Annotated in this window: 24 protein-coding genes; 11 read left to right on the top strand and 13 right to left on the bottom strand. The window is 66.7% G+C overall.

Annotated elements, in window-relative coordinates; all coding sequences use genetic code 11:
* Nucleotides 1-104 precede the first annotated feature (104 nt).
* Entirely contained in the window at nt 105-674 is a 570-nt protein-coding gene (gene hemG, locus P1L41_RS12820) for a menaquinone-dependent protoporphyrinogen IX dehydrogenase (protein WP_276296122.1), read from the top strand.
* A gap of 15 nt (nt 675-689) precedes the next feature.
* Here the strand turns inward: hemG and P1L41_RS12815 are convergent, their stop codons facing one another.
* The 4 genes from P1L41_RS12815 to P1L41_RS12800 all read right to left on the bottom strand — a co-directional run bounded on the left by P1L41_RS12815 (nt 690) and on the right by P1L41_RS12800 (nt 6,020).
* Nucleotides 690-1,814, bottom strand: a complete 1,125-nt coding sequence (locus P1L41_RS12815; protein WP_276296121.1) for a polymer-forming cytoskeletal protein — start codon at nt 1,812-1,814, stop codon at nt 690-692.
* Between the two features lie 122 nt (nt 1,815-1,936).
* Nucleotides 1,937-3,595 carry an AMP-binding protein gene (locus P1L41_RS12810; RefSeq protein WP_276296120.1) on the bottom strand — a complete coding sequence of 553 codons (1,659 nt, stop codon included), beginning with the start codon at nt 3,593-3,595 and terminating at the stop codon, nt 1,937-1,939.
* Entirely contained in the window at nt 3,592-4,767 is a 1,176-nt protein-coding gene (locus P1L41_RS12805) for an AGE family epimerase/isomerase (protein ID WP_276296119.1), read from the bottom strand. The genes P1L41_RS12810 and P1L41_RS12805 overlap by 4 nt, the downstream gene beginning before the upstream one ends.
* A gap of 62 nt (nt 4,768-4,829) precedes the next feature.
* The gene (locus P1L41_RS12800; protein ID WP_276296118.1) at nt 4,830-6,020 is read right to left on the bottom strand and encodes a CaiB/BaiF CoA transferase family protein; all 1,191 of its coding nucleotides are present in this window, start codon (nt 6,018-6,020) and stop codon (nt 4,830-4,832) included.
* Nucleotides 6,021-6,146: 126 nt separating this feature from the next.
* Between P1L41_RS12800 and P1L41_RS12795 the strand changes: the two genes are divergently transcribed.
* From P1L41_RS12795 to P1L41_RS12785, 3 genes are all read left to right on the top strand, one after another.
* A complete protein-coding gene (locus P1L41_RS12795; RefSeq protein ID WP_276296117.1) occupies nt 6,147-7,382 on the top strand; it encodes an ABC transporter substrate-binding protein in 1,236 nt (411 codons plus the stop codon).
* A 66-nt stretch (nt 7,383-7,448) separates the two neighbouring features.
* Complete coding sequence (locus P1L41_RS12790) at nt 7,449-8,501, top strand: mannonate dehydratase (RefSeq protein WP_276296116.1); 1,053 nt, start codon at nt 7,449-7,451, stop codon at nt 8,499-8,501.
* 195 nt (nt 8,502-8,696) lie between these two features.
* Complete coding sequence (locus tag P1L41_RS12785; protein WP_276296115.1) at nt 8,697-9,485, top strand: SDR family NAD(P)-dependent oxidoreductase; 789 nt, start codon at nt 8,697-8,699, stop codon at nt 9,483-9,485.
* Here P1L41_RS12785 and P1L41_RS12780 read toward each other — a convergent pair whose 3' ends face one another.
* On the bottom strand, nt 9,486-10,151 hold the full coding sequence (locus P1L41_RS12780) for an RraA family protein (protein WP_276296114.1): 666 nt from the start codon (nt 10,149-10,151) through the stop codon (nt 9,486-9,488).
* Between the two features lie 311 nt (nt 10,152-10,462).
* On the opposite strand from P1L41_RS12780, the gene P1L41_RS12775 reads away from it, so the two are divergent.
* Complete coding sequence (locus P1L41_RS12775; RefSeq protein ID WP_276296113.1) at nt 10,463-11,647, top strand: AGE family epimerase/isomerase; 1,185 nt, start codon at nt 10,463-10,465, stop codon at nt 11,645-11,647.
* A gap of 17 nt (nt 11,648-11,664) precedes the next feature.
* On the opposite strand, the gene P1L41_RS12770 is transcribed toward P1L41_RS12775, so the two are convergent.
* Nucleotides 11,665-12,675, bottom strand: a complete 1,011-nt coding sequence (locus tag P1L41_RS12770) for an aldose 1-epimerase (RefSeq protein ID WP_276296112.1) — start codon at nt 12,673-12,675, stop codon at nt 11,665-11,667.
* Nucleotides 12,676-12,718: 43 nt separating this feature from the next.
* Nucleotides 12,719-13,720, bottom strand: coding sequence for an LLM class flavin-dependent oxidoreductase (locus P1L41_RS12765; RefSeq protein WP_276296111.1), 1,002 nt, complete (start codon nt 13,718-13,720; stop codon nt 12,719-12,721).
* Nucleotides 13,721-13,854: 134 nt separating this feature from the next.
* Here P1L41_RS12765 and P1L41_RS12760 point away from each other — a divergent pair, with 134 nt between their 5' ends.
* Together P1L41_RS12760 and P1L41_RS12755 are read left to right on the top strand one after the other, a co-directional pair.
* On the top strand, nt 13,855-14,313 hold the full coding sequence (locus P1L41_RS12760) for a MaoC/PaaZ C-terminal domain-containing protein (RefSeq protein WP_276296110.1): 459 nt from the start codon (nt 13,855-13,857) through the stop codon (nt 14,311-14,313).
* A gap of 58 nt (nt 14,314-14,371) precedes the next feature.
* The gene (locus tag P1L41_RS12755) at nt 14,372-15,394 is read left to right on the top strand and encodes an aldo/keto reductase (RefSeq protein WP_276296109.1); all 1,023 of its coding nucleotides are present in this window, start codon (nt 14,372-14,374) and stop codon (nt 15,392-15,394) included.
* Between the two features lie 18 nt (nt 15,395-15,412).
* Here P1L41_RS12755 and P1L41_RS12750 read toward each other — a convergent pair whose 3' ends face one another.
* The gene (locus tag P1L41_RS12750; protein WP_276296108.1) at nt 15,413-15,880 is read right to left on the bottom strand and encodes a universal stress protein; all 468 of its coding nucleotides are present in this window, start codon (nt 15,878-15,880) and stop codon (nt 15,413-15,415) included.
* 103 nt (nt 15,881-15,983) lie between these two features.
* Here P1L41_RS12750 and P1L41_RS12745 point away from each other — a divergent pair, with 103 nt between their 5' ends.
* A complete protein-coding gene (locus P1L41_RS12745; protein WP_276296107.1) occupies nt 15,984-16,787 on the top strand; it encodes an SDR family NAD(P)-dependent oxidoreductase in 804 nt (267 codons plus the stop codon).
* Nucleotides 16,784-17,653 carry an amidohydrolase family protein gene (locus P1L41_RS12740; RefSeq protein WP_276296106.1) on the top strand — a complete coding sequence of 290 codons (870 nt, stop codon included), beginning with the start codon at nt 16,784-16,786 and terminating at the stop codon, nt 17,651-17,653. The genes P1L41_RS12745 and P1L41_RS12740 overlap by 4 nt, the downstream gene beginning before the upstream one ends.
* A 10-nt stretch (nt 17,654-17,663) precedes the next feature.
* Here P1L41_RS12740 and P1L41_RS12735 read toward each other — a convergent pair whose 3' ends face one another.
* The gene (locus tag P1L41_RS12735; RefSeq protein WP_276296105.1) at nt 17,664-18,005 is read right to left on the bottom strand and encodes an L-rhamnose mutarotase; all 342 of its coding nucleotides are present in this window, start codon (nt 18,003-18,005) and stop codon (nt 17,664-17,666) included.
* Between the two features lie 79 nt (nt 18,006-18,084).
* Between P1L41_RS12735 and P1L41_RS12730 the strand changes: the two genes are divergently transcribed.
* A complete protein-coding gene (locus P1L41_RS12730; protein ID WP_276296104.1) occupies nt 18,085-19,053 on the top strand; it encodes a mannonate dehydratase in 969 nt (322 codons plus the stop codon).
* 3 nt (nt 19,054-19,056) lie between these two features.
* Here P1L41_RS12730 and P1L41_RS12725 read toward each other — a convergent pair whose 3' ends face one another.
* Genes P1L41_RS12725 through P1L41_RS12710 form a run of 4 tightly spaced genes read right to left on the bottom strand, consistent with a single transcriptional unit; the run spans nt 19,057 to nt 23,017 of the window.
* A complete protein-coding gene (locus tag P1L41_RS12725; protein WP_276296103.1) occupies nt 19,057-19,953 on the bottom strand; it encodes an SMP-30/gluconolactonase/LRE family protein in 897 nt (298 codons plus the stop codon).
* A 44-nt stretch (nt 19,954-19,997) separates the two neighbouring features.
* Nucleotides 19,998-20,834 carry an ATP-binding cassette domain-containing protein gene (locus P1L41_RS12720; RefSeq protein ID WP_276296102.1) on the bottom strand — a complete coding sequence of 279 codons (837 nt, stop codon included), beginning with the start codon at nt 20,832-20,834 and terminating at the stop codon, nt 19,998-20,000.
* Entirely contained in the window at nt 20,831-21,847 is a 1,017-nt protein-coding gene (locus P1L41_RS12715; RefSeq protein WP_276296101.1) for an ABC transporter permease, read from the bottom strand. Before P1L41_RS12715 ends, P1L41_RS12720 begins: the two co-directional genes overlap by 4 nt.
* 36 nt (nt 21,848-21,883) lie before the next feature.
* A complete protein-coding gene (locus P1L41_RS12710) occupies nt 21,884-23,017 on the bottom strand; it encodes a sugar ABC transporter substrate-binding protein (RefSeq protein ID WP_276296100.1) in 1,134 nt (377 codons plus the stop codon).
* A gap of 179 nt (nt 23,018-23,196) precedes the next feature.
* On the opposite strand from P1L41_RS12710, the gene P1L41_RS12705 reads away from it, so the two are divergent.
* Entirely contained in the window at nt 23,197-23,973 is a 777-nt protein-coding gene (locus tag P1L41_RS12705) for an SDR family NAD(P)-dependent oxidoreductase (protein ID WP_276296099.1), read from the top strand.
* The last annotated feature ends 18 nt before the right edge of the window (nt 23,974-23,991 follow it).

Genomic DNA, 23,991 nt, shown 5'->3' with positions numbered 1-23,991 from the left:
TGCTGTCGACGTGCGCTCCCCTGGTAGCCGGTGGGCCGGGGCCGCTCTACGGCAACCCACCACAGCGATAATATATAGGACAGCCAAGGTGTTGGGGACGGTTGATGACTCGATTCATCGTCGCGTACGGGACCAGCGAAGGACAGACCGAGAAGATAGCCCGGGCGATAGCCACGACAGTGCGGGACCGTGGTCACGAATCCGAGACGCTCGACGTCTCGACGCTCCCCACCGATTTTACCCTCGACGGGTACGACGCGGTAATCGTCGGGTCGTCGATCCACGTCGGGAAACACCAGGACTCGGTCGTCGAGTTCGTCGAGCGGTATCGGGACGCGCTGGCGTCGCGTCCGACCGCGTTCTACCAGGTCTCGCTCTCCTCGGCGGTCGAAGACGAAGCGCGCCAGGCCGAGGCCGCGAACTACGTCGACGAGTTCGTCGAGGCCACAGACTGGCATCCCGACCGTATCGCCATGTTCGGCGGCGCGCTACGGTATTCGAAGTACGGGTTCCTCACACGGCTCCTCATCAAACGCATCGCGAAGGACGCGACGGGCGATACGGACACGTCCCGAGATTACGAGTACACCGACTGGGACGAAGTGGCTGCGTTCACGAACGACTTCGCGGCGTTCGTCGAGGGCCGGATGGGCGTCTCGCCGGACGCCGAGTAGCGAGTCCGGGCTACGCTACGCTGTCGGCGTGTCGCCGACCGATTCGTCGAGCGTGGCCTGCCGACCGCCGGGAGTCGCGCCACTGCTGCGGTTCCGGTAGCTGTTTCGCAGCCCGAGCGCGACGGCACCCAGACCGAGCAGGAAGGCGATGAATTCGAGGATGCCACCGAGAACGGGTATCGCCCCGAGCAGGGCGAACCCGACCAGGCCGACGACCAGCGCCAGCCACCGGTTGTCCACGTCGAACATCGACAGCACCCACGTCCCGACGGCGAACTGGCCGTAGACGCTCCCGACCCAGACGGCGAGGCCGAACGCCGCGGCACCGAGGAGCGTCAGCGGAATCCCGATGATGGTGACCGCCAGGAGGAGAAGGAGGACGGGTACGCCGACGAGCGTGAGCAGACCGACGCCGCCGCTCTTCACTGGCTCGTCAGCCACGCGCCTCGCCACGCCCATGGAGAACGCCGGGAAGATGGCGAGCAGGACCACACCGAGCAGGAGGCTGGCGACGAGGCCGTAGACGATGCCGACCCAGGACGGGATGGTGAGCGGCTGGAAGTCAGGACCGGCGGTCTGTCGAAGGCTTGCATCCCTGACGACACCGCCAGCGACGGTCGCGTCGGGGTCCTGGGTGAACGCACCGGCGTCGTAGCGGAACGTCCCACCGATGTCGGCGTTGGGACCCAGTTCGAGCGTCTCCGCGCCGACGCTGACGTCTCCAGCGACGGCCCCGTCGACGAGCGCGTAGTTCGCGCCGGCTTCGAGGTCACCGCCGACGGCACCGGTCTCGCTGAGCTCGACGGTCGCGCCAGCGGCGGCGACGTCGCCGTCGACCGTCCCGTCGATTCGGATGGTCGCCGCGGCGGCTTCGACGTTACCGCCCACGCGCCCTGTCTCTGTGATGTGTATCGTTCCCGCCGCACCGGCGAGGTCGCCGGTCACCGTCCCGCGGATGACGATGGTGCTCGCGAACGCTTCGATACTCGACACGGTCTCGCCCGATTCGACGACGACGGTCCCCGTCGCGCCTTCGACCGACTGGGCGGCGGCGATGCCGGTCCCTACCTGGAGGAGGAGCGCGACGACGACGCCGAGGACGAGGAGCCGACGTCGGAGGGTGGTCGATTGTATTGCCATGCATACCTGTTCGCTAATCGTGATAATAAAGGTTCGTTGACATGACTGGTCAGGGCTGCTCGGAATTCTACGGCATAGAGCCGCAACGAGGGCGCGACTCTTTCTCTCACCGTCGCAGCCGCTCAGTCCTTCGAACGGTCCGTCTTACCGGTCCGGGTCGTCGGGAGCTCCGTGACGAACTCGACAGCGTGGGGCTTCTTGTGGGGGCCGAGCCGGTCGGCGACGGCGGAGCGGAGTCGGTCTTCGAGGACCTCGTCCCCACTCCCTTCGTCGACGAGGACCACCGACGCGACCACCCGCTGGCCCCGCTCCGGGTCGGGTTCCCCCCGCACGAGCGCGGCCGCGACGCTCGGGTGGTCCGTGAGGACGGACTCGACTTCGAGCGGGCTGATGCGGTACCCCGACGAGACCACGAGTTCGTCGGCCCGCCCGAGGTGTTCGAGGACGCCATCGGGGCCGAACCGGCCGAGGTCACCCGTCCTGAGCCACTCCTCCCCGAGGACCGCTTGCGTCGCGTGGGGGTCGTCGAGATATCCCTTCATGACGACCGGGTCGGGACGGGCGACGGCGATCTCGCCGACCTCGCCCGCCGGCAGTGGCGTGCCGTCGTCGTCGATCACTGCGAGGTCGTGCCCGGGATACGGGCGGCCGAGGCCGTCGTCGGTCCCCGGGTAGACGCCCTGGGCCTCGCCGGCGAGTGCGTTGGCCTCCGTCTGTCCGTACGCTTCGTTGACCGTCACGTCCAGCGTCTCCTCGGCCCACGTCGCGACCGAGTTCGGTAGCGGTTCGCCCCCGCTCATGATGACCGACAGCGACGCTGTCTGCTCTTCGGACACGGCTGCCCCCTCGCGGAGTTTCCTGAGCGCCGTCGGTGGGAGGAAGGCGTGGGTCACGCCCTGTGTCTCGACCACGTCGAGCGCACGCTCGGGGTCGAACCCGCGCCGACGGACCGAGGAGACGACGGTCCCTCCGACTGCGAGTGTCGGAAAGACGACGTCGAACAACGCCCCGGCCCACGCCCACTCGGAGGGGGTCCACGCGCGGGTCGCTTCCGCCGTCTCGGGCTCGAAGCGGTCGAACCAGCAGTGGTACCCCGGCATCGACCCGAGCAGGTACTGGTGGCCCTGGACGACGCCCTTCGGCTCGCTGGACGTTCCAGACGTGTAGAGGACCAGCGCCGGGTCGTCGGGAGCCGTCCGGGCCATCGGCGGCGTCGTCCCACCCGACCGGTCACTGGCGAACCGCGTCAGCCCGCCGAGCGGGGAACTGTCCGCGTCGACTCTGACAGTCACAGTCGAGACCGTCTCCTGGAGTTCATCTAGGTCGGCGCTGGTCCAGCGCTGTTCATCGACGAAGAGCGCCGATACGTCGGCGTGGGTCAACTGGTGTTCGAGCGACGCGTCGCCCAGCAGCATCGACACCGGGACGACGACGGCGCCGAGTCGGTAGGCCGCAAGGTGCAGGACAACCTGTTCCGGACACTGCGGGAGGCAGACGGCGACCCTGTCGCCGGGCGTCACGCCGTCAGCGGCCAGTCGAATCGCGACCGCGGCCGAGGCCGACGCCAGTTCCCCGTAGGTGACGGTCCGTACGGTGTCGCTCACGGCAGCATTGCTCCCTCGGTCGGGGAGGTGACGGAGCGCCACTGCCTCCGGGTCACCCTCAAGCGCGACGGCCGCGATGTTGTACTCGCCGGGAATCTGCCACTCGAACCCGTCCAGTAACTCGTCGTAGCCGGTCGGAGACGTCGGGAGTGTGTACCCCGTCCATGACCCGGTCATCCGTTGAGCACGCTCGCGAGCGTCTCGGCCAGGTAGTACGTCGACCAGACGAGCTCCGTGTCGGTCGCGTACTCACCAGGTCGGTTGAAACAGCCGTGTTCGACGCGTCCGTACGCCGGGTCGTCCGGGTCGGTGACCAGGTAGGCGTCGACGAGCGAATCGAGGACGTTGACTCCGACGGACTGCAGTCGGGCGACGCGTGACTCCTGCTGCCCGGCTTTCCCGTCGTCGAGGTGCACCAGCAACCCGTAGGTGACGAGCGCGGCGGCGCTGCTGTCTCTCGGCTCGTCGTCGGGGTTCGGGACCTCGAAGTCCCAGTGGGGGACGAGGTCGTCGGGGGCGTGCTCGCGGTAGTAGTCGACGTTCGCCTCGAGGGCGTCCAGATAACGCTCGGCACCCGTCGCGGTGTAGGCGGCCGAGAGCCCGGCGATGCTCCACCCCTGCCCGCGGGCCCAGCAGGTCTCGTCGCTGTGTGCCAGCTCGTTGTACTGGCGTTCGAGCTCGCCGTCCGTGTCGAACACCGCGTGGTGCCAGGTCCGGCCGTCGTCGCGGACGTACCAGTCGAGGTGCCGGTCGGCGTGGGAGACGGCGACGTCACGGAACCGCGGGTCGTCGACCTCCTCGTAGGCTCGCCAGAGCGGCGCGACGGCGGTGTAGAGGTTGTCGACCGCACCGATGCGGTCCCCTGGCGGGCCGTGGCTGGACTCGGGGCCACGGAACTGCTCGGGGCCCTTGATAGCGAGTTTTCCCAGCGGCACCTGTCGGGCGCGTTCGTCGAAGGCGTCGGCCATCGCGTCGGCTCCTTCCAGGCCGATACCGAACAGCGTCCGGTCGCCGCTGTGGTCGTACGCCCGGAAGCCCGCGTAGGCGAAGTTCATCCCGCAGAACATCGAGTCTCGCGGCATGGCCGGGCGCATCGCCTCCGTGTGGGCTCGTGCTGCGCGCTCGAACCGCTCGCTGTCCTCAGCGTCGTCGGCCCACTCGCTCGCCAGCCAGAGGAGACCGACCCAGTGGCCGCCACACCAGTTGCCGTCCGCCGTCGTCTCCCACGTCCCGCTGTCCCTGTCGAAGACGTAGGGGAACCGTTCGCCGGTCTCGTCGAGCGTCGCCCCGACGCGGGTCAGCAGCGCTCGCAGTGCCTCTTCGTACACCTCGTCGGTCCCCCCGTGCATACACACAGCTCTGCCCGGCCTGGTATTTAAACTACTGCTCGCCGGGACGGACTGCCCGGGCCCTAGGGGCTTCCGACGACGCCGTCCTCCAGCAACCGTTCACGCTCCGTCTCGTCGTACCCGAACTCGGCGAGAATCTCGTCGGTGTGCTCACCGGGCCGAGGCGGGTGTAATCGAACGTCACCCGGCGTCTCGGACATCGTCACCGGGATGCCGGTGGTGGTGAAGGCGCCGTCCACGGGGTGGTCGAGCTCGACGAGCATCTCGTTGTGTTCGACCTGTGGGTCCGCGGCGACGTCGTGGAAGTCGTTGACCTCGGCGGCCCAGATGTCGTCCGCAAGCAGCGTCTCGAGGAGCTCGTCGGTCTGCTGGTCGCGCGTGTACGCCTCCAGGGTCCGTTTTATCTCGTCGCGGTGTTCGAAGGTCTCCTCGGGCGTCTCGTACTTCGCGAGTTCGGGGAGGTCGAGCGTCTCGGCCAGCGTCTCCATCGGTGCCATGGCGATGGCCACGTGGTCGTCAGCCGTCTCGTAGATGCCGTACGGGCCCCCGAGCCAGGCCTGGGCGATGCCCTCCTCGCTGCGCTCGAACTCGACGTCCATGTTGAGCGCGGCGGTGATCTCCTGACACTGGAAGTCGAGCGCCGCGTTCAGCAGGTTCACCTCGACGCGCTGGCCCGACCCGGTGCGTTCCCGGTGGAACAGCGCGACCATCGTGTGGAAGGCGATGAGCATCGCCGCGTGCTCGTCGACGACAGCGGTCCCGGCCGGTGTCGGCGGGTCGTCCTTCCGACCGGTGTAGTTCGCCAGCCCGCTCATCGACTGCAGGAGGAGGTCCTGGCCCGGCCGCTCGACGTAGGGTCCGTCGCTGCCGAACCCGGACGCAGAGACGTAGACGATACCCGGGTTGACCTCCGCCACTTCGTCGTAGCTCAGACCGAACCGGTCCATCACGCCGGGTCTGAAGTTCTCGACCAGGACGTCGGCGTCCCGGACGATATCGAGCGCAACGTCCCTGCCCTCGTCAGACGTCAGGTCGAGGGTGATGCTCCGCTTGTTGCGGTTCATCGCCAGGAAGAAGGGACTGACGTCGTCGAGCAGTCTCCCGCCCGCCTCGAGCGTTCGTTCCCATTCGCCACCCAGTCGCTCGATCTTGATGACCTCGGCCCCCATGTCCCCGAGCTTCTGTGTCGCCCACGGCCCCTGCATCATCTGTGTGAAGTCCGCGACGACGATGTCGTCCAATGCTCGTTTCATACCAGTTACATTCGCACCCGGCCTGTATATTCTCTTCGTTGGTCGCGGGCGACGGCACACCTCCCGACACTGTGTCGCTCGCCGTCCGGCGGTGAGTTTAATGTGTCACGTGGTATCAGTCGATTTATGGTAACACTGCGGCTTGTCGGACGCCCGTTTGAGGGGTTCGAGCAGGCCCTACAGCGTCAGATGGACTCGTTCGCTGCCTCCGTCGACGCCGACGTGAGGTTCGAGCGTGAGCACCGTCCGCTCCCGGAGATTCACGAGGAACTCGTGACGACGGGCGACATCACTGACGGGACCTACGACCTGTTGCTCTGTCTGAGCGACTGGGTCCCGATGCTCGCCGACGCCGGCTACCTGACGCCGCTCGACGACCACCTGGACAGCGATCCGCCGGCGGACTGGCCGGACGGGTGGGCCGAGAGCCTGCGGGGCCTGATGGCCTTCGAGGGAACGACCTACGGCGTCCCGTACCACGACGGCCCGGAGATATTCCACTACCGCGAGGACCTCTTCGAGAGCGTCACCGAGCAGAGGGCCTTCCGGGCCGAGTACGGCCGACCGCTGTCGGTGCCCCGGACCTGGGACGAGTTCCGCGAGGTCGCCGAGTTCTTCACACGGCCCGACGAGGATCTCTGGGGTACCGTCGTCGCGGCCAAGCCCGACGGCCACAACGACGTCTACGACTTCTGCATCCAGCTGTGGAGTCGCGGCGGTCGGCTGCTCGACGACGACGGCGCGCCCGCGTTCGACAGTCCCGAGGGTCGAGCGGCGCTCCAGTACTACCACGACCTGATTCACGACCACGAGGTCGTCCCACCGGAGTCCGTCGATCTGGAGAGCGTCGAGGCGGGACAGTTCTACGCCGACGGGAAGGCCGCGATGATGTGGAACTGGTCGGGGTTCGGCGCGATGGCCGAGGACCCGGGCTCCGCGGTGTTCGGCCGGACCAACTACGGGCTCATCCCGCGGGCGGACGCTCCAGATGGCGAGCACACCTCGCTGACGGTCACGTACGGGCTGACCGTGCCCAGCGGGAGCGAGCACGCCGACCTCGCGTACGAGTTCATCCGGCACGCCGCGTCCCCGGAGAACGACCTCGTGACGACCCGTGAGGGGGCGTCCGGGACCCGGTTCTCGACCTGGCGCGACCCCGACGTACTCCGCGAGAACTCCTTCTACTCGATGGTCGAGGAGGTCAACACCGGGCCGGTCAACACCCTGCCGCGCGTCCCCGAGTACCTCGAACTCAACGAGATACTCGACGAGATGGTCGAGGCCGCCGTCGTCGAGCAATCGGCGTCCGTGGAGGCGGCGCTCTCGGAGGCGGCCGACAGGGCAACGACGCTCCTCGAGTAGTCGGCGCGCTGCCCTCGGGCGCTTTCGCTGGACAATACTTATGCCCACAATCGTCGTCCTCTCGGTATGAGCCAGCAGTCAGACGGCCTCGCGACCGACTTCGAGTCGCTCCCGATGCGAATCGGCCTCGGGCAGTTCATGGACCCGACCGAGGACAAGCTCCGCTTTTGCAAGCAGCTGGGCGTCGACGACGTCCTGTTGAACATGTACCGCTACACGCCGGACTACCCCCACATGCCGGACAACGAGCGAATTCCCCTGGAAGGCGACGAGGAGTGGTCCTACGAGAACCTCGTCGAACTGCGCGAACACGTCGAGTCGTACGGGGTACGGCTCAACGCTATCGAGAACATCCCCATCTCCTTCTACGACAAGGTCATGCTCGGCAAGGAGGGCAAGGAGGAGCAGATGGAACACGTCAAGACGACGATTCGCAACATGGGCCGGGCCGGCATCCCGATGTTCGGCTACCACTGGATGCCAAGCGGCGTCTGGCGGAACGTCGACGTCGAGGTCCGGGGCGGTGCCAGCGCCTCGGGGTTCGACCTCGGGGCGGTCGACGACGAACTGACCCACGACCGCGAGTACACCGAGGAAGAGCTCTGGGCGAACTACGAGTACTTCCTCTCGGAACTCCTCCCCGTCGCCGAGGAGGCGGGTGTGAAGGTCTGTCTCCACCCCAACGACCCGCCCGTCGAGTCGCTTGGCGGCATCCCCCAGCTGTTCCGAAACTTCGAGAACTTCAAGCGGGCGATGGACCTCGTCCCCAGCGACAACCACGGCCTCGAGTTCTGTCTCGGCTGCTGGTCCGAGATGGGCGAGGACCTGGAAGAAGTCATCCGCTACTTCGGCGAGCGCGACGACCTCTTCTACGTCCACTTCCGGGACGTCGACGGTACCGTCCCGAAGTTCAACGAGACGTTCATCGACCTGGGGAACTACGACGCCTACGAGATCCTCTCCTTGCTCGACGAGGTGGGCTTCTCCGGGCTGGTCATCCCCGACCACACCCCCCACGTGGACGACGACACCGACTGGGACCACCGGGGCCGGGCCCACGCCGTCGGCTACCTGAACGGGATGCTCACCGCGATTCGCCACGAGCACGGGCAGTCGTAGGCAGGTACCAGACTGCCGGTACACCCGCGGGTCGTGTATCGGTACGAACGGTCTGTGTAAACAGCCAGACAGTCCCCGCCCGCCAGGTTGTCCACACGGCTGGACTTTCTGGCGCTTCGAAAACAGAAATCCAAAAGCAGAGACTGGCCAGGTCCGGCGACCAATCTATAAGCCGGTCCCGGTCGAGAAGCCTGTATGGAAGCCCAGCGACACGCAGACCGGACGGTCATCGTCACCGGTGCGGCAAGCGGCATCGGTCGAGGCATCGCCCGGCGGTTCGGGACGGAAGGCGCCAACGTCGTCGTCGCGGACGTCCGCCGAGAACCGAAACAGGGCGAGCGCTACGACAGCGACGAGACTGTCCCGACTGACCGGGTCATCACTGACGAGACGAGCGGGGACGGGACGTTCGTCGAGACCGACGTCGGCGACCCGGACAGCGTCGAGGGGATGGTCGAGACGGCCGTCGACACCTACGGCGGCGTCGACGTGCTCGTCAACAACGCGGGCATCCAGGTCGTCGGCGACTCACAGACAACCGACGTCGAGGACTGGGCGCGCTCGCTGGACGTCGATCTCAGCGGCGTCTTCTACGCCGTGAAGTACGCCGTCCCCCACATCGTGGAGCGGAGCGGCCAGATACTCAATATCGGCTCCGTCCGCGGGTTCGAGGGCGGCGGTGGCCCGGCCTACGCCGCCGCGAAAGGCGGCGTCGTGAACCTGACCCGCGACCTGGCCGTCGAACTCGGCGAGGACGACGTGCGCGTCAACTGCATCAACCCGGGCTACGTCGAGACGCCGCTCCAGGACTACCTCACGGAGGAGGACATCGCGCAGTCCGCCGAACACACCCTCCTGCCCCGCTTCGGGACGCCGGAGGACATCGGCGACGTCGCGGTCTTCCTCGCCAGCGAGGAGGCGTCGTTCATGACCGGTGTGAACGTGCCTGTCGACGGCGGCTGGCTGGCCCACAGCGGCCTCTGATCAGAAGACGCCGTACTCGTCGTACGCGTTGAGCGGGGCCATCCCCTCGCGAACGGCGTCCCTGACCTCGTTTTCCGTCTCGGCGAGTTCCTCGGCCGCTTCGAGGACAGAGAGCCGGATGTCTTCGGGAACCACGACGACCCCGTCGACGTCTCCCAGGACGACGTCGCCCGCCGAGACTTCGACGCCACCGACGACGGCGGTGCCGCCCCAGTCGAGTATCTCCCACCGCGGGACGGCGTCGGCCGGCGTGCGGTACTTCGAGAACACGGGGAAGTCCTCGTCGAGGACGTACGAGACGTCACGGACGCCGCCGTCGAGGACGGCTCCGTTGACGCCCGCGGCCTTGAGCGCGACCACGGAGAGCTCGCCCAGGTGTGCCGCGTCACCGTCGTCGTTGGTCTGGTAGGTGAGGACCCCGTGGGCCGGGGCGTCGCCGAGCATCCGGAGTATCTCGCGCATGTTCGCGTCGGGGTCGACGCTCCGGTTCGGCCGGCCGACCACCGGATACGCGATGCCGGCGGTCCGCATTCCGTCGCGCAACGGCGCGATTCCCGCCCGCATCGTCTGGTCTTCGAATCCACGGTCGTCGAGCACGTCGACGACCGCGCCCGGGTAGAGCGCTTCGTATCGGCCGGTCAGCTCCTCGAGTGATGGGTTGCTCATAGCCGCCGCTACTCCTTCGGGTGGTATAACGGTACGCCACAGGTTTGTGCTCTCCAGCGCTCCTCGGCGTACCATCCGGACGGCAGTGTTGGCAGGTAGTGACTCAGAGAGCCAGAAAGCCCCTTTCAGTCCCACCCGTCGCCGGGTGGTCAGCCGGTCTGGGCGGGACTAAAAGGGGCCGCGTTCTCGGCTCCCGCGGCTCGCTGAGAACGCGGGGGCTGTCTGGCTGTTCACTCCCTAAGTCTCGTAACGAAACACCACCGTCGGGAGTTCACGTAGAGTTTTATGCCGTCCGCGGGTACCGCTCACCCATGCAGCCGGCAACCTATCGGGACCCCGACTGGCTCCGTCAGCACGTCCGGGACGTGCTGTCGTTCTACTACCCGTCCTGCGTCGACACCCACTACGGCGGCTACGTAGCACAACTCGACGAGCAGGACGGCCACGTCTACGACGGACAAACGAAACACCTGGTCGCGACGGCCCGCGCCGTCCACAACTTCAGCGTCGGCGTCATGCTCGACGGCCCGGTATGGTGCCGACCCGCCGCCGAGCACGGGCTCACCTTTCTCGAGTCCGCTCACTGGGACCCGGACAACGAGGGGTACGACTGGCGTCTCGAGGGCCGCGAGACGGTCGACGCGACGCGACACTGCTACGGCCACGGGTTCGTGATGCTGGCCGGCGCGCGGGCACATCAGGCCGGCCTCCGCCGGGGCAAGGAGACGCTGGAACGGGCCTACGATGTCATCGACGAGCGGTTCTGGGAGGAAGACTACGGGCTCTGTGCGGACGAGGCCAGTGGCGATTGGAGCGAGCTGTCACCGTACCGCGGCCTGAACGCGAACATGCACACCTGCGAGGCCCTGTTGGCGGCCTACGAGGCCACTGGTGAGGCGCGCTACATCGACCGCGCCGGGGTCATCGCCTCGACCGTGACCCGCGACCTCGCTGAGGACCACAGCGGACGCATCTGGGAGCACTTCACCGAGGACTGGGCGCCGGACAAGGCGTACAACCGCGACGAACCGGCCCACCAGTTCCGCCCGTGGGGCTACCAGCCGGGCCACCACGCCGAGTGGGCGAAGCTGCTGCTCGTGCTCCACGAACACGCCCCGGCGGACTGGCACGTCGAGCGGGCCGCCGAGCTGTTCGACGTCGCCGTGGACCTCGGGTGGGACGACGAGCACGGCGGGTTCTACTACACCGTCGACGGGGACGGCGAGCCGGTCGTCGACGACAAGTACAGCTGGGAACTCACCGAGGCCATCGGTGCCGCCGCGTTGCTCGCTCAGCACGACGCCGACTACGCAGCGTGGTACGACCGACTCTGGGAGCACTCGATGACCCACTTCGTCAACCCGCGCCACGGGAACTGGTACGAGCGGCTGACCCGCTCTCACGAGCGCGACGACCCGAACCGGGGTGTCGCCGTCGAACCGGGCTATCACCCGTTGAACAACGCCTGGGTGGCGATGCAGGCGTTCGCCGAGTAGACCACTCGCCAGGGAGACTACTCTACGGGGTGAGTCTCGAGCGTGACCGTCGATTCTCGGGTCTCGCCGGGGTCGAGCAATTCGGCGGTCCCGTTCTCGATCGCCTCGGCCAGCCCGGCGTTCGGAATCGACGTACACGGTTCGAGCCCGACGTTGTAGTTGCGACCGAAGAACGGCGCTTCCTCGAAGCCGCCCAGGGGCTGCCAGTACCAGAGGTACTCGTACAGCGACTCGGGGAACCGCACGGTGACGCCCAGGTCTATCGCGGGGTTCGAGACAGTGTACCGCCCCTCCCGGAGGTCGGCGAGCGCCACCAGGTCGTGGACGCGCTCCTCCCGCGGTGGGAACGCACGCAGGTCGACCGGGCCGTCGGGCGTCTCACAGACCGGCCAGTCGTAGGTCTCGCCTGGGGGGAGCCTGGCGGTGTCGGTCGTCTGGTCGGGGTCCACGAGCACTGTCTCGCAGGGGACGTCGAGGTGTGCGTCGGGGTCCACGAGCGGCTCGCCGAGCGCGATATGCTGGAGCCACGAGTACGGGACGGTCACCTCGCCGTCGTTCCTGACCGTCTCGGTGACTGCGAGCGTAGAGTCGCCCGCCCCGAGTGCCAGCTCGCGCACGATGGTGAACGGGTAGCGCGTGAGCGACGTCGAAAACTCGACGGCAACGCGCTCGTCGGTGTCGGCGGTGATACGGGAGTCCCACGGGATGACGCTCGACTCCCCGTGGAGGGCGAGCGTCGCTCCAGCGACGGACGTCGGCCCCCCGGCCGCCGGGAGCACGGTCTGCCAGCCACCGGGGTAGTGGTCGAGGAAGGAGAACGCCGCGTCGGGGGCGCCGGCCGGGCCAGCGGCCGGGGCGCGCCACGCGTGTGGGGCCTCGAAGAGCACGTTCGTGTCCGTCCGCTTGTCCCGTATCTCCGTGACGTCGCTCCCCTTGCCGGCGAGCACTTCGACACGCAGGTGGTCGTTCTCCAGAAAGACGGTGTCGATGCCCCGGCGCTGGTACTCGTCGGTGACAGAACAGCCCATATCGGGGTTTCGCCCCCGACCGATAAAAAGTTCGAGCGGTCCCTTACTGGAACTCGGGCGCGACCTCGTCGCCGAACAGTTCCATGCTCCGCTCGCCCGGGAAGTCGAGGAACATGAGCTGCAGGCGGTCGAAGCCGAGGTCGCGGATGGCTTCTATCTGGGAGGCGACCTGTGATGGTGTCCCGATGAGCATACTCCCCTTCTCCCGTGCGTCGTCGGCGTCACTGAGCTCCTCATCCATGTCGGATTCCTCGCCCCACGGGAGCGGGAAGATGTTGTCGACGGCATCTTCGACGGCCGCTTCGTCCTCGCGGACGAGCACGTGTGCGAGCCAGGACCGACGCACGTCGTCCGGGTCGCGCCCCTCGTTCTCCAGGTACTCGTCAAACTTCCGGACCTTGAACTCGATGGGCTTCCCCCGTGCCCGGGCGCTGATTTCGACGTTCCACTCGTCGGCGTGGCGCGCGATGAGACGGAGCATCCGCGGCCCGGCCCCGCCGATGACGATGGGCGGGTGTGGCTCGCTCGTCGGTTTCGGGTTGTTCAGCGCGTCGTCGATCTGGTAGTGCTCGCCCTCGTAGGTCGGGTGGTCTTCGGTGAACATCGCCTTCACGACGTGGATCGACTCCTCTAACATCTCGATGCGCGTGTCGATGTCGGGGAAGTCGAAGCCGTAGGCGCGGTGTTCCTCCTCGTGCCAGCCGGCGCCGAGGCCGAGCTTGAGTCTACCCTCGGAGAGGATGTCGACGGTGGTCGCCATCTTCGCGAGCAGGGCCGGGTTCCGGTAGGTGATGGACCCGACCAGCGGGCCGATGTCCACGTCGTCGGTCCGCTCAGCGAGCGCGCTCAGGAGCGTCCAGACCTCGTACTCCTCGGCCTTCGGACCGAGCATGAAGTGGTCGGGCGCCCAGAGCCCTTCTAACCCATTGTCTATCGCGGCGTCCACGCCGTTCAGTATCGTCTCGCGCTCCACCGTCTCCAGCATCGGCGTATCCCTGAAGACACCGTCACCGGCGTAACACTGCACCATCCAATCGAATTGCATGTCTGTGTCATCGGACCGAGGTGAATAATCACTTTGGGTCGGATTCCCGACAGTCATCCCGGGCCAGCTGAACTCCAGACGTCCGGTCCGTCTCGCCGACTGGATTTATTACGGTCACGGGCGTCCCCTCTCGCATGAAGGCACCCGCGAAGGACACCGAACGGTACTTCGAGGCCATCGAGGAAGGCGAGACGTTCACCGTCGAGGCCGCCCGGACGATAACGGAGGCGGACATCGTCAACTTCGCCGGCCTCTCCGGCGACTTCCACCCGCTCCACATGAGCACGGAGCGCGGCGAGGACTCCGACTTCGGCGAGCGAATCGCACACGGCAACCTCGTGTTCTCGGTCGCCGAGGCGCTCGTCGCGGACATGAACCCCCGCTCGTTCTCCTACGGCTACGACTCGCTGCGGTTCATCAACCCGGTCGGTATCGGCACCACGCTGACCGTCCACCGCGAGGTCGTCGAGACCGAGGTGTACAACGACGACCTGGGCCGCGTGGTGTACAAGTACGTCGTCGAGGACCAGGAGGAGACGACGCTGCTCGCCTGCGAGCACATCACGCTCGTCGAGCGCGAGAGCGCCGAGTGAGTCGGCGGCCCGGCGGGACGAAAGGTTGTTTAGCCGACCGGCCGGAGCGTCGTACGAGATGGACTACCGACAACTCGGCAACACGGGGACGCGCGTCTCCGAACTCTGCTTCGGCACGTGGCGCTTCGGCAAAGAGACCGGCGGCGTCGTCGAGACGGACCGCGAGGAGGCACACGAACTGCTCGACACCGCCTGGGAGAACGGCATCAACTTCATCGACTCGGCGAACGTCTACGGGACACCCCACGGGCTCAGCGAGGAGTACGTCGGCGAGTGGCTGGACGACCACGACCGCGAGGATTTCGTCGTCACGTCGAAGGTGTACTTCCCGTACAACGGGGACGGCGAGCCCGGCCCCAACGACCGCGGTCTCGGGCGCAAGCACATCCGGGCCCAGATAGAGGGGACGCTCGACCGCCTCGATACGAACTACCTCGACGTCTACTACATCCACCGCTGGGACGAGAACACGCCCATCGAGGAGACGCTGCGAACCCTCGACGAACTCGTCAACGAGGGGAAGGTCCACTACCTGGGGGCCTCGACGATGGCCGCCTGGCAGCTCACGAAGGCCCTGTGGACGAGTGACGTCGAGGGACTCCAGCGCTTCGACGTGACACAGCCGCTCCACCACGCTGGCTACTACGAGGACGTCAGGGAGTATCTCGAGGTCTGTGCCGACCAGGACCTGGCTGTCTGTAACTACTCGCCGCTGGCCGGCGGGTTCCTCACCGGGAAGTACGAGCGGGCCGACCCCGACGACCCGGAAGCCGTGGAGGCCCCCGACGGAGCCCGGGGGAGCTTCGATGACTTCTTCGGCGACTGGTACGCCTCCGAGCGCGGCTGGCAGGTCTTAGACGAGGTCCGAGCCGTCGCCGACGAGGTCGACGCGACGCCCGCGCAGGTGTCGCTGCGCTGGCTGATGGACTGGGACGACTTCTCCTGCATCCCCATCGTCGGCGCGCGGACGCCCGAGCAGCTCGAGGAGAACGTCGCCGCGACGGAGGTCGACCTCTCCGACGAGCAGTGGGACCGTATCATGGACGCGCGCTACGACCCTGACGGCGACCTCTGGGGATAACCGACAGCGGGCGACGGTCTATTCGTCGCTCTTCCCGGGCTTGACGTAGGTCACCGGGCACGCGGCGTCAAGCAGGACGCGCTGGGAGGTGCTCCCGAACACCGCTTTGCCGACCGGCGAGCGGGCGTGCCCTGACAGGACGACGCGGTCGGCGTCTTCCGCTTCCGCGAGGTCGATTATCTTCTCGCTGACGTCGCCGACGAAGCCGTGCACGGCGTAGTCCACGCCGTGCTCGTCGAACAGGTCCTCGAGGTACTGGACCGACGCGTGGCGGTCGAGGATGGGGTCGATGTCCTCCTCGGTGGCCTTCGAGTAGTCGAGTTCCTCGGCGATCGCCTTGAACTGGTCGCCGGTGAACACGTGCGTGAGCACGACAGACGCACCCGTCGGTTTCGCCACCTGCAGGACGGTCCGTGCCAGTTCTTCCAGCCGGTCGTCGTCTTCGGGGCCGATAGCCAGTACGATGGTCTCTAGAGAGGTGTCCATACTGAATCATTCGCCGGGCGACGAAAAAATACCACCGGTCGAGACGCCCCCAGCGTCGGCCACTCCCGGTACGTTGATACAGGACCCGGCCGCGTGTACACACATGGTTGGCAGGACCACCTACGACTTCGACGGAGAGTCGGCGCTGGTGACCGGGTCGACGTCAGGCATCGGTCGCGGTATCGCTCGGGCGCTCGCCGCGGCAGACGCGAACGTCGTCGTCAACTCGCGGACCGAGAGCGACGTCGAGGCGACGGCGGCCGAACTGGACGAGCTCGGGTCGGGGACCGTCGTCGGCATCACGGCTGACCTGCTCGAGTCCGACGATATCGAGCGCCTGGTCGAGGGGACAATCGACGCCTTCGGAACCATCGACCTCCTCGTGAACAACGCCGCCGTCTGGCCGATGGAGGAGTCGATGCTCGACGCCGACCTCGACGACTGGGACACGACGATGGACGTCAACGTCCGCGCGCAGTTCTACACGGCGAAGCTCGTCGCCCAGCATATGATAGACGAGGGCGTTGAGGGCTCGATCGTCAATGTCACCAGCCAGACCGCCGACAGGCGGACCGGCCCGCGTGGCATCTATGGCATCTCGAACTCGGCGGTCAACGGCCTGACGTGGCGAATGGCGGGCGAACTCGCCGAGGAGGGCATCCGCATGAACGCCGTCTCGACGGACCTCACCGAGACCCGCCAGGTCCGCCTCGAAGCGCGCGTCGCTGGGGAGGATACGGGCCAGTCCGAACAGGAGGTCCTCGACGAGTGGGCGTCGAACCTCCCGCTCGGGCGACTCGGGCAGCCCGAGGACCTCGCCGACGCGGTGCTGTACCTGGCGAGCGACCGGGCCGACTACGTCGTCGGGGCCATCCTCCGGGTCGCCGGCGGGGGGAACCTCCAGTGACGCTCGTCGACACCCACACGCACGCCTGGGGGCCCGACACCGACGCCTACCCGTGGCAGGCGGAGGTCTTGCCACCCGGCTGGGAGGGAGCGTACACGTACGACGACCTGGTCGACGACATGGACGCGGTCGGCGTCGACGAGGCAGTCGTCGTCACGACGCCGATGTACGGCCGCGGGCCGGACGCCAACGACTACACCATCGAAGCCATCGAGGCCTACCCCGAGCGCCTGCACGGCGTCGGCCTGATGGAGTTCTTCCCCGAGGACCAGCAGGCGGCCGCCGAGTCGTTCCGGCGGGTCGTCTCGACCGACGGGATGCTCGGCGTCCGGATGCACGCGGCGCTCGCGTACGCGGAGACGCCGACCGAGATAGACCGGCAGGGCGACTGGTTCCTCGACGACCGCCTAGACCCGATGTTCGACGCCGCGGCCCAAAGCGACGCGGCCGTCTTCGTCTTCCCGAAGGCCCAGCAACTTCAGGACGTGGCGACGCTCGTCGACGACAATCCCAGGGTGCAGTTCGTCGTCGACCACATGGCCTGGCCCGACGAGACGACCGACCCACACGAGGCCCCGTGGACCGACTTCGAGGGGCTGGCGCACTACGACAACGTCGCCGTGAAAGTGAGTTCGCTGCCCCGTTCCAGCGACCAGGCGTGGCCGTACGAGGACCTCTGGCCGTACGTCGAGCACCTCCTCGAGTGGTTCGGCCCCGAGCGGCTAATGCTCGGCTCGGACTACCCGTGGATGGACGACTGGGGGACCTACGACGAGTGTCTCTCGTGGGTCGAGCGCGCCGACGTCCTCTCGGACCGTGACCGTCGCTACCTGCAGAGCGAGACGTTCCGGCGGATTCACGGCTGACCGACGGTCGCTACTCCTCGGGTTCGAACCGCCAGATGCAGTCCATGAACGGGATGCCCGATTCGGGGTCCGCGTCGGCGTCGACGCCCTCGCGCTTGAACTGACCGGTGTAGCGTTCCCACTCGGCGACCTCCTCGTCCCCGTCGACGGCTTCGAGGTACGCGTCGAGGTCCTCGCACTCAAGGATGCAGACGGCGATGTCGTCTCTGAGGTAAAGCTCGAACTCCTCGACGCCACCCCGCTCCATCGCGTCGGTAACCGCCGCCGGCACGTCGTCGTGGGCATCGACGTATTCCTGGCGCTGGTCGGGGTCGAGTCGCTGAATGTACACCGCTCGTTCTGTCTCGGACATGTCTGGGGAGACGGTGGGCCCGAGCAAGAGCCTTGGGGGCCATCGCTGGGCTTACTACACCGGCCGTCACAGTGCCGGTATGGTCGACCCAGCACTCATCCTGCCGCCGAAACCGGACGAACGATGGCAGCTCGCGAAACAGATGGGCGTGACGAAGACCGTCATCCACCCCATCGAGATCGGGGACGCGCGGACCCACTGGTCGTTCGACGACCTCCAGGGACTGGACAACTGGCTCACGAACGCCGGCCTCGACCTCTCCGTCATCGAGGGGTCGGTCCCCATCTCCGACCGCGTCAGACTCGGGCGAGAGGGCCGCGACGAGGACATCGAGACGTTCAAGCAGTTCCTCCGGGACTGCGGCGAGGTGGGTATCCCGGTCGTCGCCTACGACTGGATGGCCGGCGTCCGGTGGGCCCGGACCGCCGCGCACGTCGAGTCCCGGGGCGGCTCGTACGTCACCGAGTTCGACAACGCGAAGGTCCAGGGTGGGCCGCCCTCCGAAGCGGCCAGCGCGACCCACGAGGACCTCTGGGAGGCCCTGGAGTATTTCTTGCAGGAGGTGACGCCGGTCGCCGAGGCGGCCGGCGTGAAGCTCGCCCTGCACCCCGACGACCCGCCTCGCGAGGAACTGCGCGGGGTGCCCCGTATCATCGGCAGCGTGGACGCCTACGACCGCGTGCTCTCTGCCTACGAGAGCGAGCACAACGGGCTCACGTTCTGCCAGGGCAACTTCGCGGCGATGGAGACGGACATCCCCGACGCCATCGAGCACTTCGCCGAACACATCCACTTCGTCCACTTCCGCGACATCGAGGGGGACGCCGACCGGTTCGTCGAGACGTGGCACGACGAGGGCAAGACCGACATGCTCGCGGCGATGCGCGCCCACGAAGAGCACGTCGGCGACGAGGTGCCGATGCGTCCCGACCACGTCCCAACGATGGCCGGCGAGGACAACTCGAACCCCGGCTACCACACCAAGGGTAGGCTGTTCGCGATCGGGTACATGCGCGGCCTCCGGGAACAGGCTCGGGCCGAGCAGTAACCTTCAGACGTCGATAGCCGACCGGAACTCCGGGACGCCTGTCACGCCGAGGTCGACGGTGTAGAGGCTCCCGGCCCCCTCGCCTTCCGTCTCCCGCGTCTCGACGCAGGCCGTCGTCACGTACGCCGTCTCGTTCTCTGTGCCACCGAAGGTCAGCGACGAGACCTTCCGCGGCGCGAACTCGACGGTCGCCTCGTGGTCGCCCTCGGGCGAGAACCGCCGGAGTGCGTGCCCATCCCAGAACGCCGACCACACGTGGCCCTCGCTGTCGACGGTCATCCCGTCGGGGTACCCGTCGAACGCGCCGCACTCGACGAACACTTCGGGGTCCGAAATCGCCCCACTGGCCCGGTCGTAGTCGTAGCGGTAGATGTAGCCCGGGCTGTCGGGATCGACGTTGCCGGTGTCGCTGAAGTACATCTGCGAGCGATCGGGCGTGAACCCCATCCCATTGGGGAGGACGCACTCCTCGCGGACGAGCTCGAAGGTTCCGTCGCCGTCGAGGCGGTACAGCTGACCCGGGATATCCCGGTCGGTATCGGGCATCACGCCGGCGAAGACGCGCCCCTCCGGGTCGGCGATGACGTCGTTGAACCGCTCGTGGAAGCGGTCGGGGTCCGATTGGACCACCGTCTGGACGTCGCCGCTCTCCTGGTCGAGTCGCCGGACGGCCCCTGCCTCCTGGAACAGCAGCAGGGACCCGTCTTCCTGGAACGTGAACCCGCCGATGCGCTCGGTGTCGTCCTCGTAGACGAGTTCGTGGTCGTCCGTATCGGGATCGTAGCGATAGATGCGGCCCCGCGGGATGTCGGCCCAGTAGAGGCGTCCCTCGTCGGGGTGCCACAGCGGTCCCTCGCCCGTTTCGCAGGTGATGTCGACGACTATGGACGGGTCGGACATACGCGAGATATCGACGGAGGAGAACTTAAGGGTGTGTGCCGGCGTCAGTCGTCGTCGCCGCGGATTCCCTCACGGAGCGTCCCCGTGGTCATCAGGTCGTTGAGCGGTTCGAGGCCGGTGTCGGCCGGGTCGAGGATGTCGACCAGCTGCCCCTGGTAGAGGACGCCGATACGGTCGGCCAGTTCCAGCACCGACTCGATGTTGTGACTGACGATGACGATGGTGATGCCCTGTTCCTTCGAGAGCGTCTCGATGGTGTCCTGGACGAGTCGGGTCGCGTCGACCGACAGCGCGCTCGTCGGCTCGTCCAAGATGATGACCTCGGGGTCGAACGCGAGCGCCCGACCGATGGCCACGAGCTGGCGCTGCCCGCCGGAGAGGAACTCGACCTCGGTGTTGAGGTCGACGTTACGGCCGAGCCGTTCCATCATGATCTCCTCCGAGCGCTCGAAGGTCTCGTCCCAGTCGATGTACTTGATGGGGCCCAGCCCTTTCATCGGGAACTGGCCCATGAAGATGTTCGTCGCGATGTTCAGGTCGTCCATCAGCGCGAGGTCCTGGTACACCGTCTCGATGCCCTTCGCTCGGGCTTCGGACGGGTTCGAGAACGAGACTTCCTCGCCGTCGACGTACATCGACCCGGTCGTCGCCTGGTGGACCCCGCTGAGGACGTTCATCAGCGTGGACTTCCCGGCCCCGTTGTCGCCGATGAGCGCGAATATCTCGCCCTCCTCGATATCGAGCGTCACGCCGTCGAGCGCGGTGATACGGCCGAACGTCTTCACCACGTCTTCGACGCGAATCTTCGGCGTCCCGCGGACCTCGTCGACGGTGGTCGGCGCCGCGGACTCCTGTCCGGAGGCGACGTCGTCGGTGCTCATACCGAACCACTCGCGAGGATGCGAGAGCGGATCTTGCTCTGCGTGCTGTACAGCAGGATCGCGATCAGCAGGACGAATCCGTTAATCATCTGAATCTCCGTCGCACCGACGGCGGTGCTGTTGTTCAGTGCCGACTGGACGAGCTGGATGAGGATGACCCCACCGAGCGCGCCCGTGATCTTCCCGCGCCCACCGAAAAGGCTGATGCCGCCGATGACCGCGCCGGCGAACGCCTGGAACACCAGTCCCTCACCGATGAGCGGTGGGACGACACCGACGAAGCCGGTGAGCATGAGGCCCGCTATCGCCGATAGCACACCGCTGATGGTGTAGATGACGATGATGAGTCGGTCGGTGTCGATGCCGACCTCCCGCGCGGACTTCTCAGAACTCCCCAGCGCGTACACCGCCTGTCCGAACGTGGTGAACCGCATCAACAGGCCGAACACGAGGAACGCGACGAGCAAGACGAGGATAGCGAAGTTCGGCGTGCCACCCACGTCCAGGTACAGCGTCGGGAGGCCCGTGACGGGCTGGGTCTGCATCGCCGTCTTCGCGCCCTCGAAGATGATGAGGAAGGCCAGGGTCTGCAGGAACGGGTTCAGGCCGACGCGGGCGATCATCACGCCGTTGACCAGCCCGATGACCGCCCCTGCGCCGAGGATGATCGCGAACCCGAGCAGCGGGCTCGAGATGACGTTCCAGCAGCTCGGACAGGTCCCGAGCAACATCCCGGTGAACATCGCCGAGAACCCCGCAATCGACCCGATAGAGAGGTCGAAGTGGCCCGAGAGCAGGCAGAGGCTCTCGGCCAGCACCAGGAGCCCCAGCGGAACGGCCGCCCAGAGGAGCAGCTGTATCGAGCGGAAGTTCCGGAGCGTCTGCGGGACGAAGACGAGCACCCCGAGGATGACCACGCCCAGGATCGGCCATATCATGTTGTCCAACAATGTCAGTACGGTGTCGTCGGTGTCGCCGAAACGGCTACTTAGGAATCCTTCTTCGGTAGACATGATGTAGTGGAGTACTGAAGGTAGTTGTCCGTGGATTCAGCCCCAGACGTTGCCCCAGAGGAACGGCTGGTCGTAGTTCTCCTGGGTAATGACGACGCTGTTGGTGCGGAACCACGGGTGCCCGTTCTGCTCGCGTATGATGCCGGGCTCCCATATCGGTTCGGACCACATCTCGACACCCTTGTGCTGGCCGGACTCGATGGTGAGGTCGTCGGCGGTGACCTCCGAGCCGACCTCTGGGATGACGCTGTCGTCGTTGCCAGCCTCGACGTACTGTTTCATGTACTGCATCGCGATGGGGTTGTAGAAGTAGTTGGGCTGGTCGACGGCGGCGTCGATCATGCCCTCCCCGACGAGCGGGTTCACTTCCGGACTGCCGTCCATCTGCGTCAGGACGACGTGGCCGTCCTCGCCCTTCGGGACCAGGAGGTCTTCGTTACGCATCGCCTGGACGACGCCGAGGCCCATCGAGAGGTTCCCGGAGTAGATACCGTCGACGACCCCGTTGGCGTTGACCCACTGCTGGACGGTGGACTGTGCCACGTCACGGGCGTACTCCCCGTTGAGCGTCTGGACGACTTCGATGTTGTCCTGTTCCGCCATCACGTCGAGGAAGCCCTGCGAGCGCTGGTTGGCGGACTGGTTGCCCTGCGGGCCACGGACGTTGAGTACGCGGTAGTTGTCCTTGTCCGGGTACTGCTCTTCCAGTGCGGGGATCATCTCCTCGGCGGAGGCCGCGCCGCCGTCGTAGTTACTGAACCCGACGTAGAGCGGAATCTCGGAACTGGACGTGTCGGCGTTGGTCGCGAACACGGGTGTGCCCGCCTCCATCGCCTGGTTGATGGCCCCCTCGGCGGCGCCGGTCGACCAGACACCGACGAGGATGGCGTCGTGGTCCCCGTTCGTGAAGTCGCGGATGTCCTGGACCTGCTTCTGTGCGCTCTGCTGGTTCGGCCGGACTTCGAGCTCGATGCCGAGGTCCTCGGCGTAGAACCTCGCCGCCTCGATGTACGCCGTGATCCAGGAACCACCACGGACGTACGCAGACATCCCGACCTTCTCCAGTGTGTTGTCGCTTCCACCCGGCCCCGCAGAACACCCGGCGACGGCTGTCGCGCTCACTGCCGCTCCGGCTGCCTTCAGAAACGTTCGCCTGTTGGTATTTACCATACGGGCTACGGTTCTGTGGCTATTATTATAAAACTTTATGGAGTACATCGATTTCACTCTTCGAAACGCCTATCTATGGCCCAGACCGGGCCGGTATTCCGGGAGGGTCCCCGAGCGGTACAACGGTAACTCCTCCCATGACCAGAACGGTCATGTCTCGGGGTCACCCACGAGTGGGTATGTCACTCGACGGACGGACGGCCATCGTCACCGGTGCTTCGAGCGGCATCGGGCGTGGAATCGCCGACTGCCTCGCGGCGGCGGGCGCGAACGTCGCTGTCGCCGACGTTCGACGCGACCCGAAGCAGGGGCAGTACTTCGAGACGGACGTCACCGTCCCGACGGACGAGATGGTCGCCGAGGCCCACGGCGTCGAGTCGCTGTTCGTCGAGACGGACGTCAGCGAGGAGGACGACGTGGTCTCACTGATCGCCGCAGTCCTCGAGCGGTTCGACCGGCTCGACATCCTCGTGAACAACGCCGGCATCCAGGTCCCCGGAACGACCCAGGACCTCTCGCTGGACCAGTGGCAGGAAGTTCTCGGCGTGAACCTCACAGGCGCGTTCGCCACCTCGAAATACGCGATGCCGTATCTCGACGACGCCCCGGCAGGCCGTATCGTGAACGTCTCCAGCGTCAACGCGTACTTCGGCGGTGGCGGCGCGCCCTACGCGGCGAGCAAGGCCGCACTCCTCAACCTCACGCGGGAGCTGGCCCTCGAAGCCGCGGTGGCTGGGACGACGGTCAACACTGTCCTCCCCGGCGTGGTGAAGACGCCGATGCAGGACCTGAACGACGAATCGGTCCAGGAACGCGAGGCCGAGAAGACGCCCCTCTCTCGCCTCGGTGAACCGGCAGACGTGGGCCACGCCGTCCGGTTCTTCTGTTCCGACGAGGCGGCGTGGATTACCGGGGCACAGCTCCTCGTCGACGGTGGTTACTGTGCCGGCCGGTGACCCGCCGGCGATACCTTC

It is taken from the genome of Haloarcula ordinaria (assembly GCF_029338275.1).
Classification (GTDB): Archaea; Halobacteriota; Halobacteria; order Halobacteriales; family Haloarculaceae; genus Haloarcula; species Haloarcula ordinaria.
This window is presented reverse-complemented; position numbering and strand designations above follow the sequence as displayed.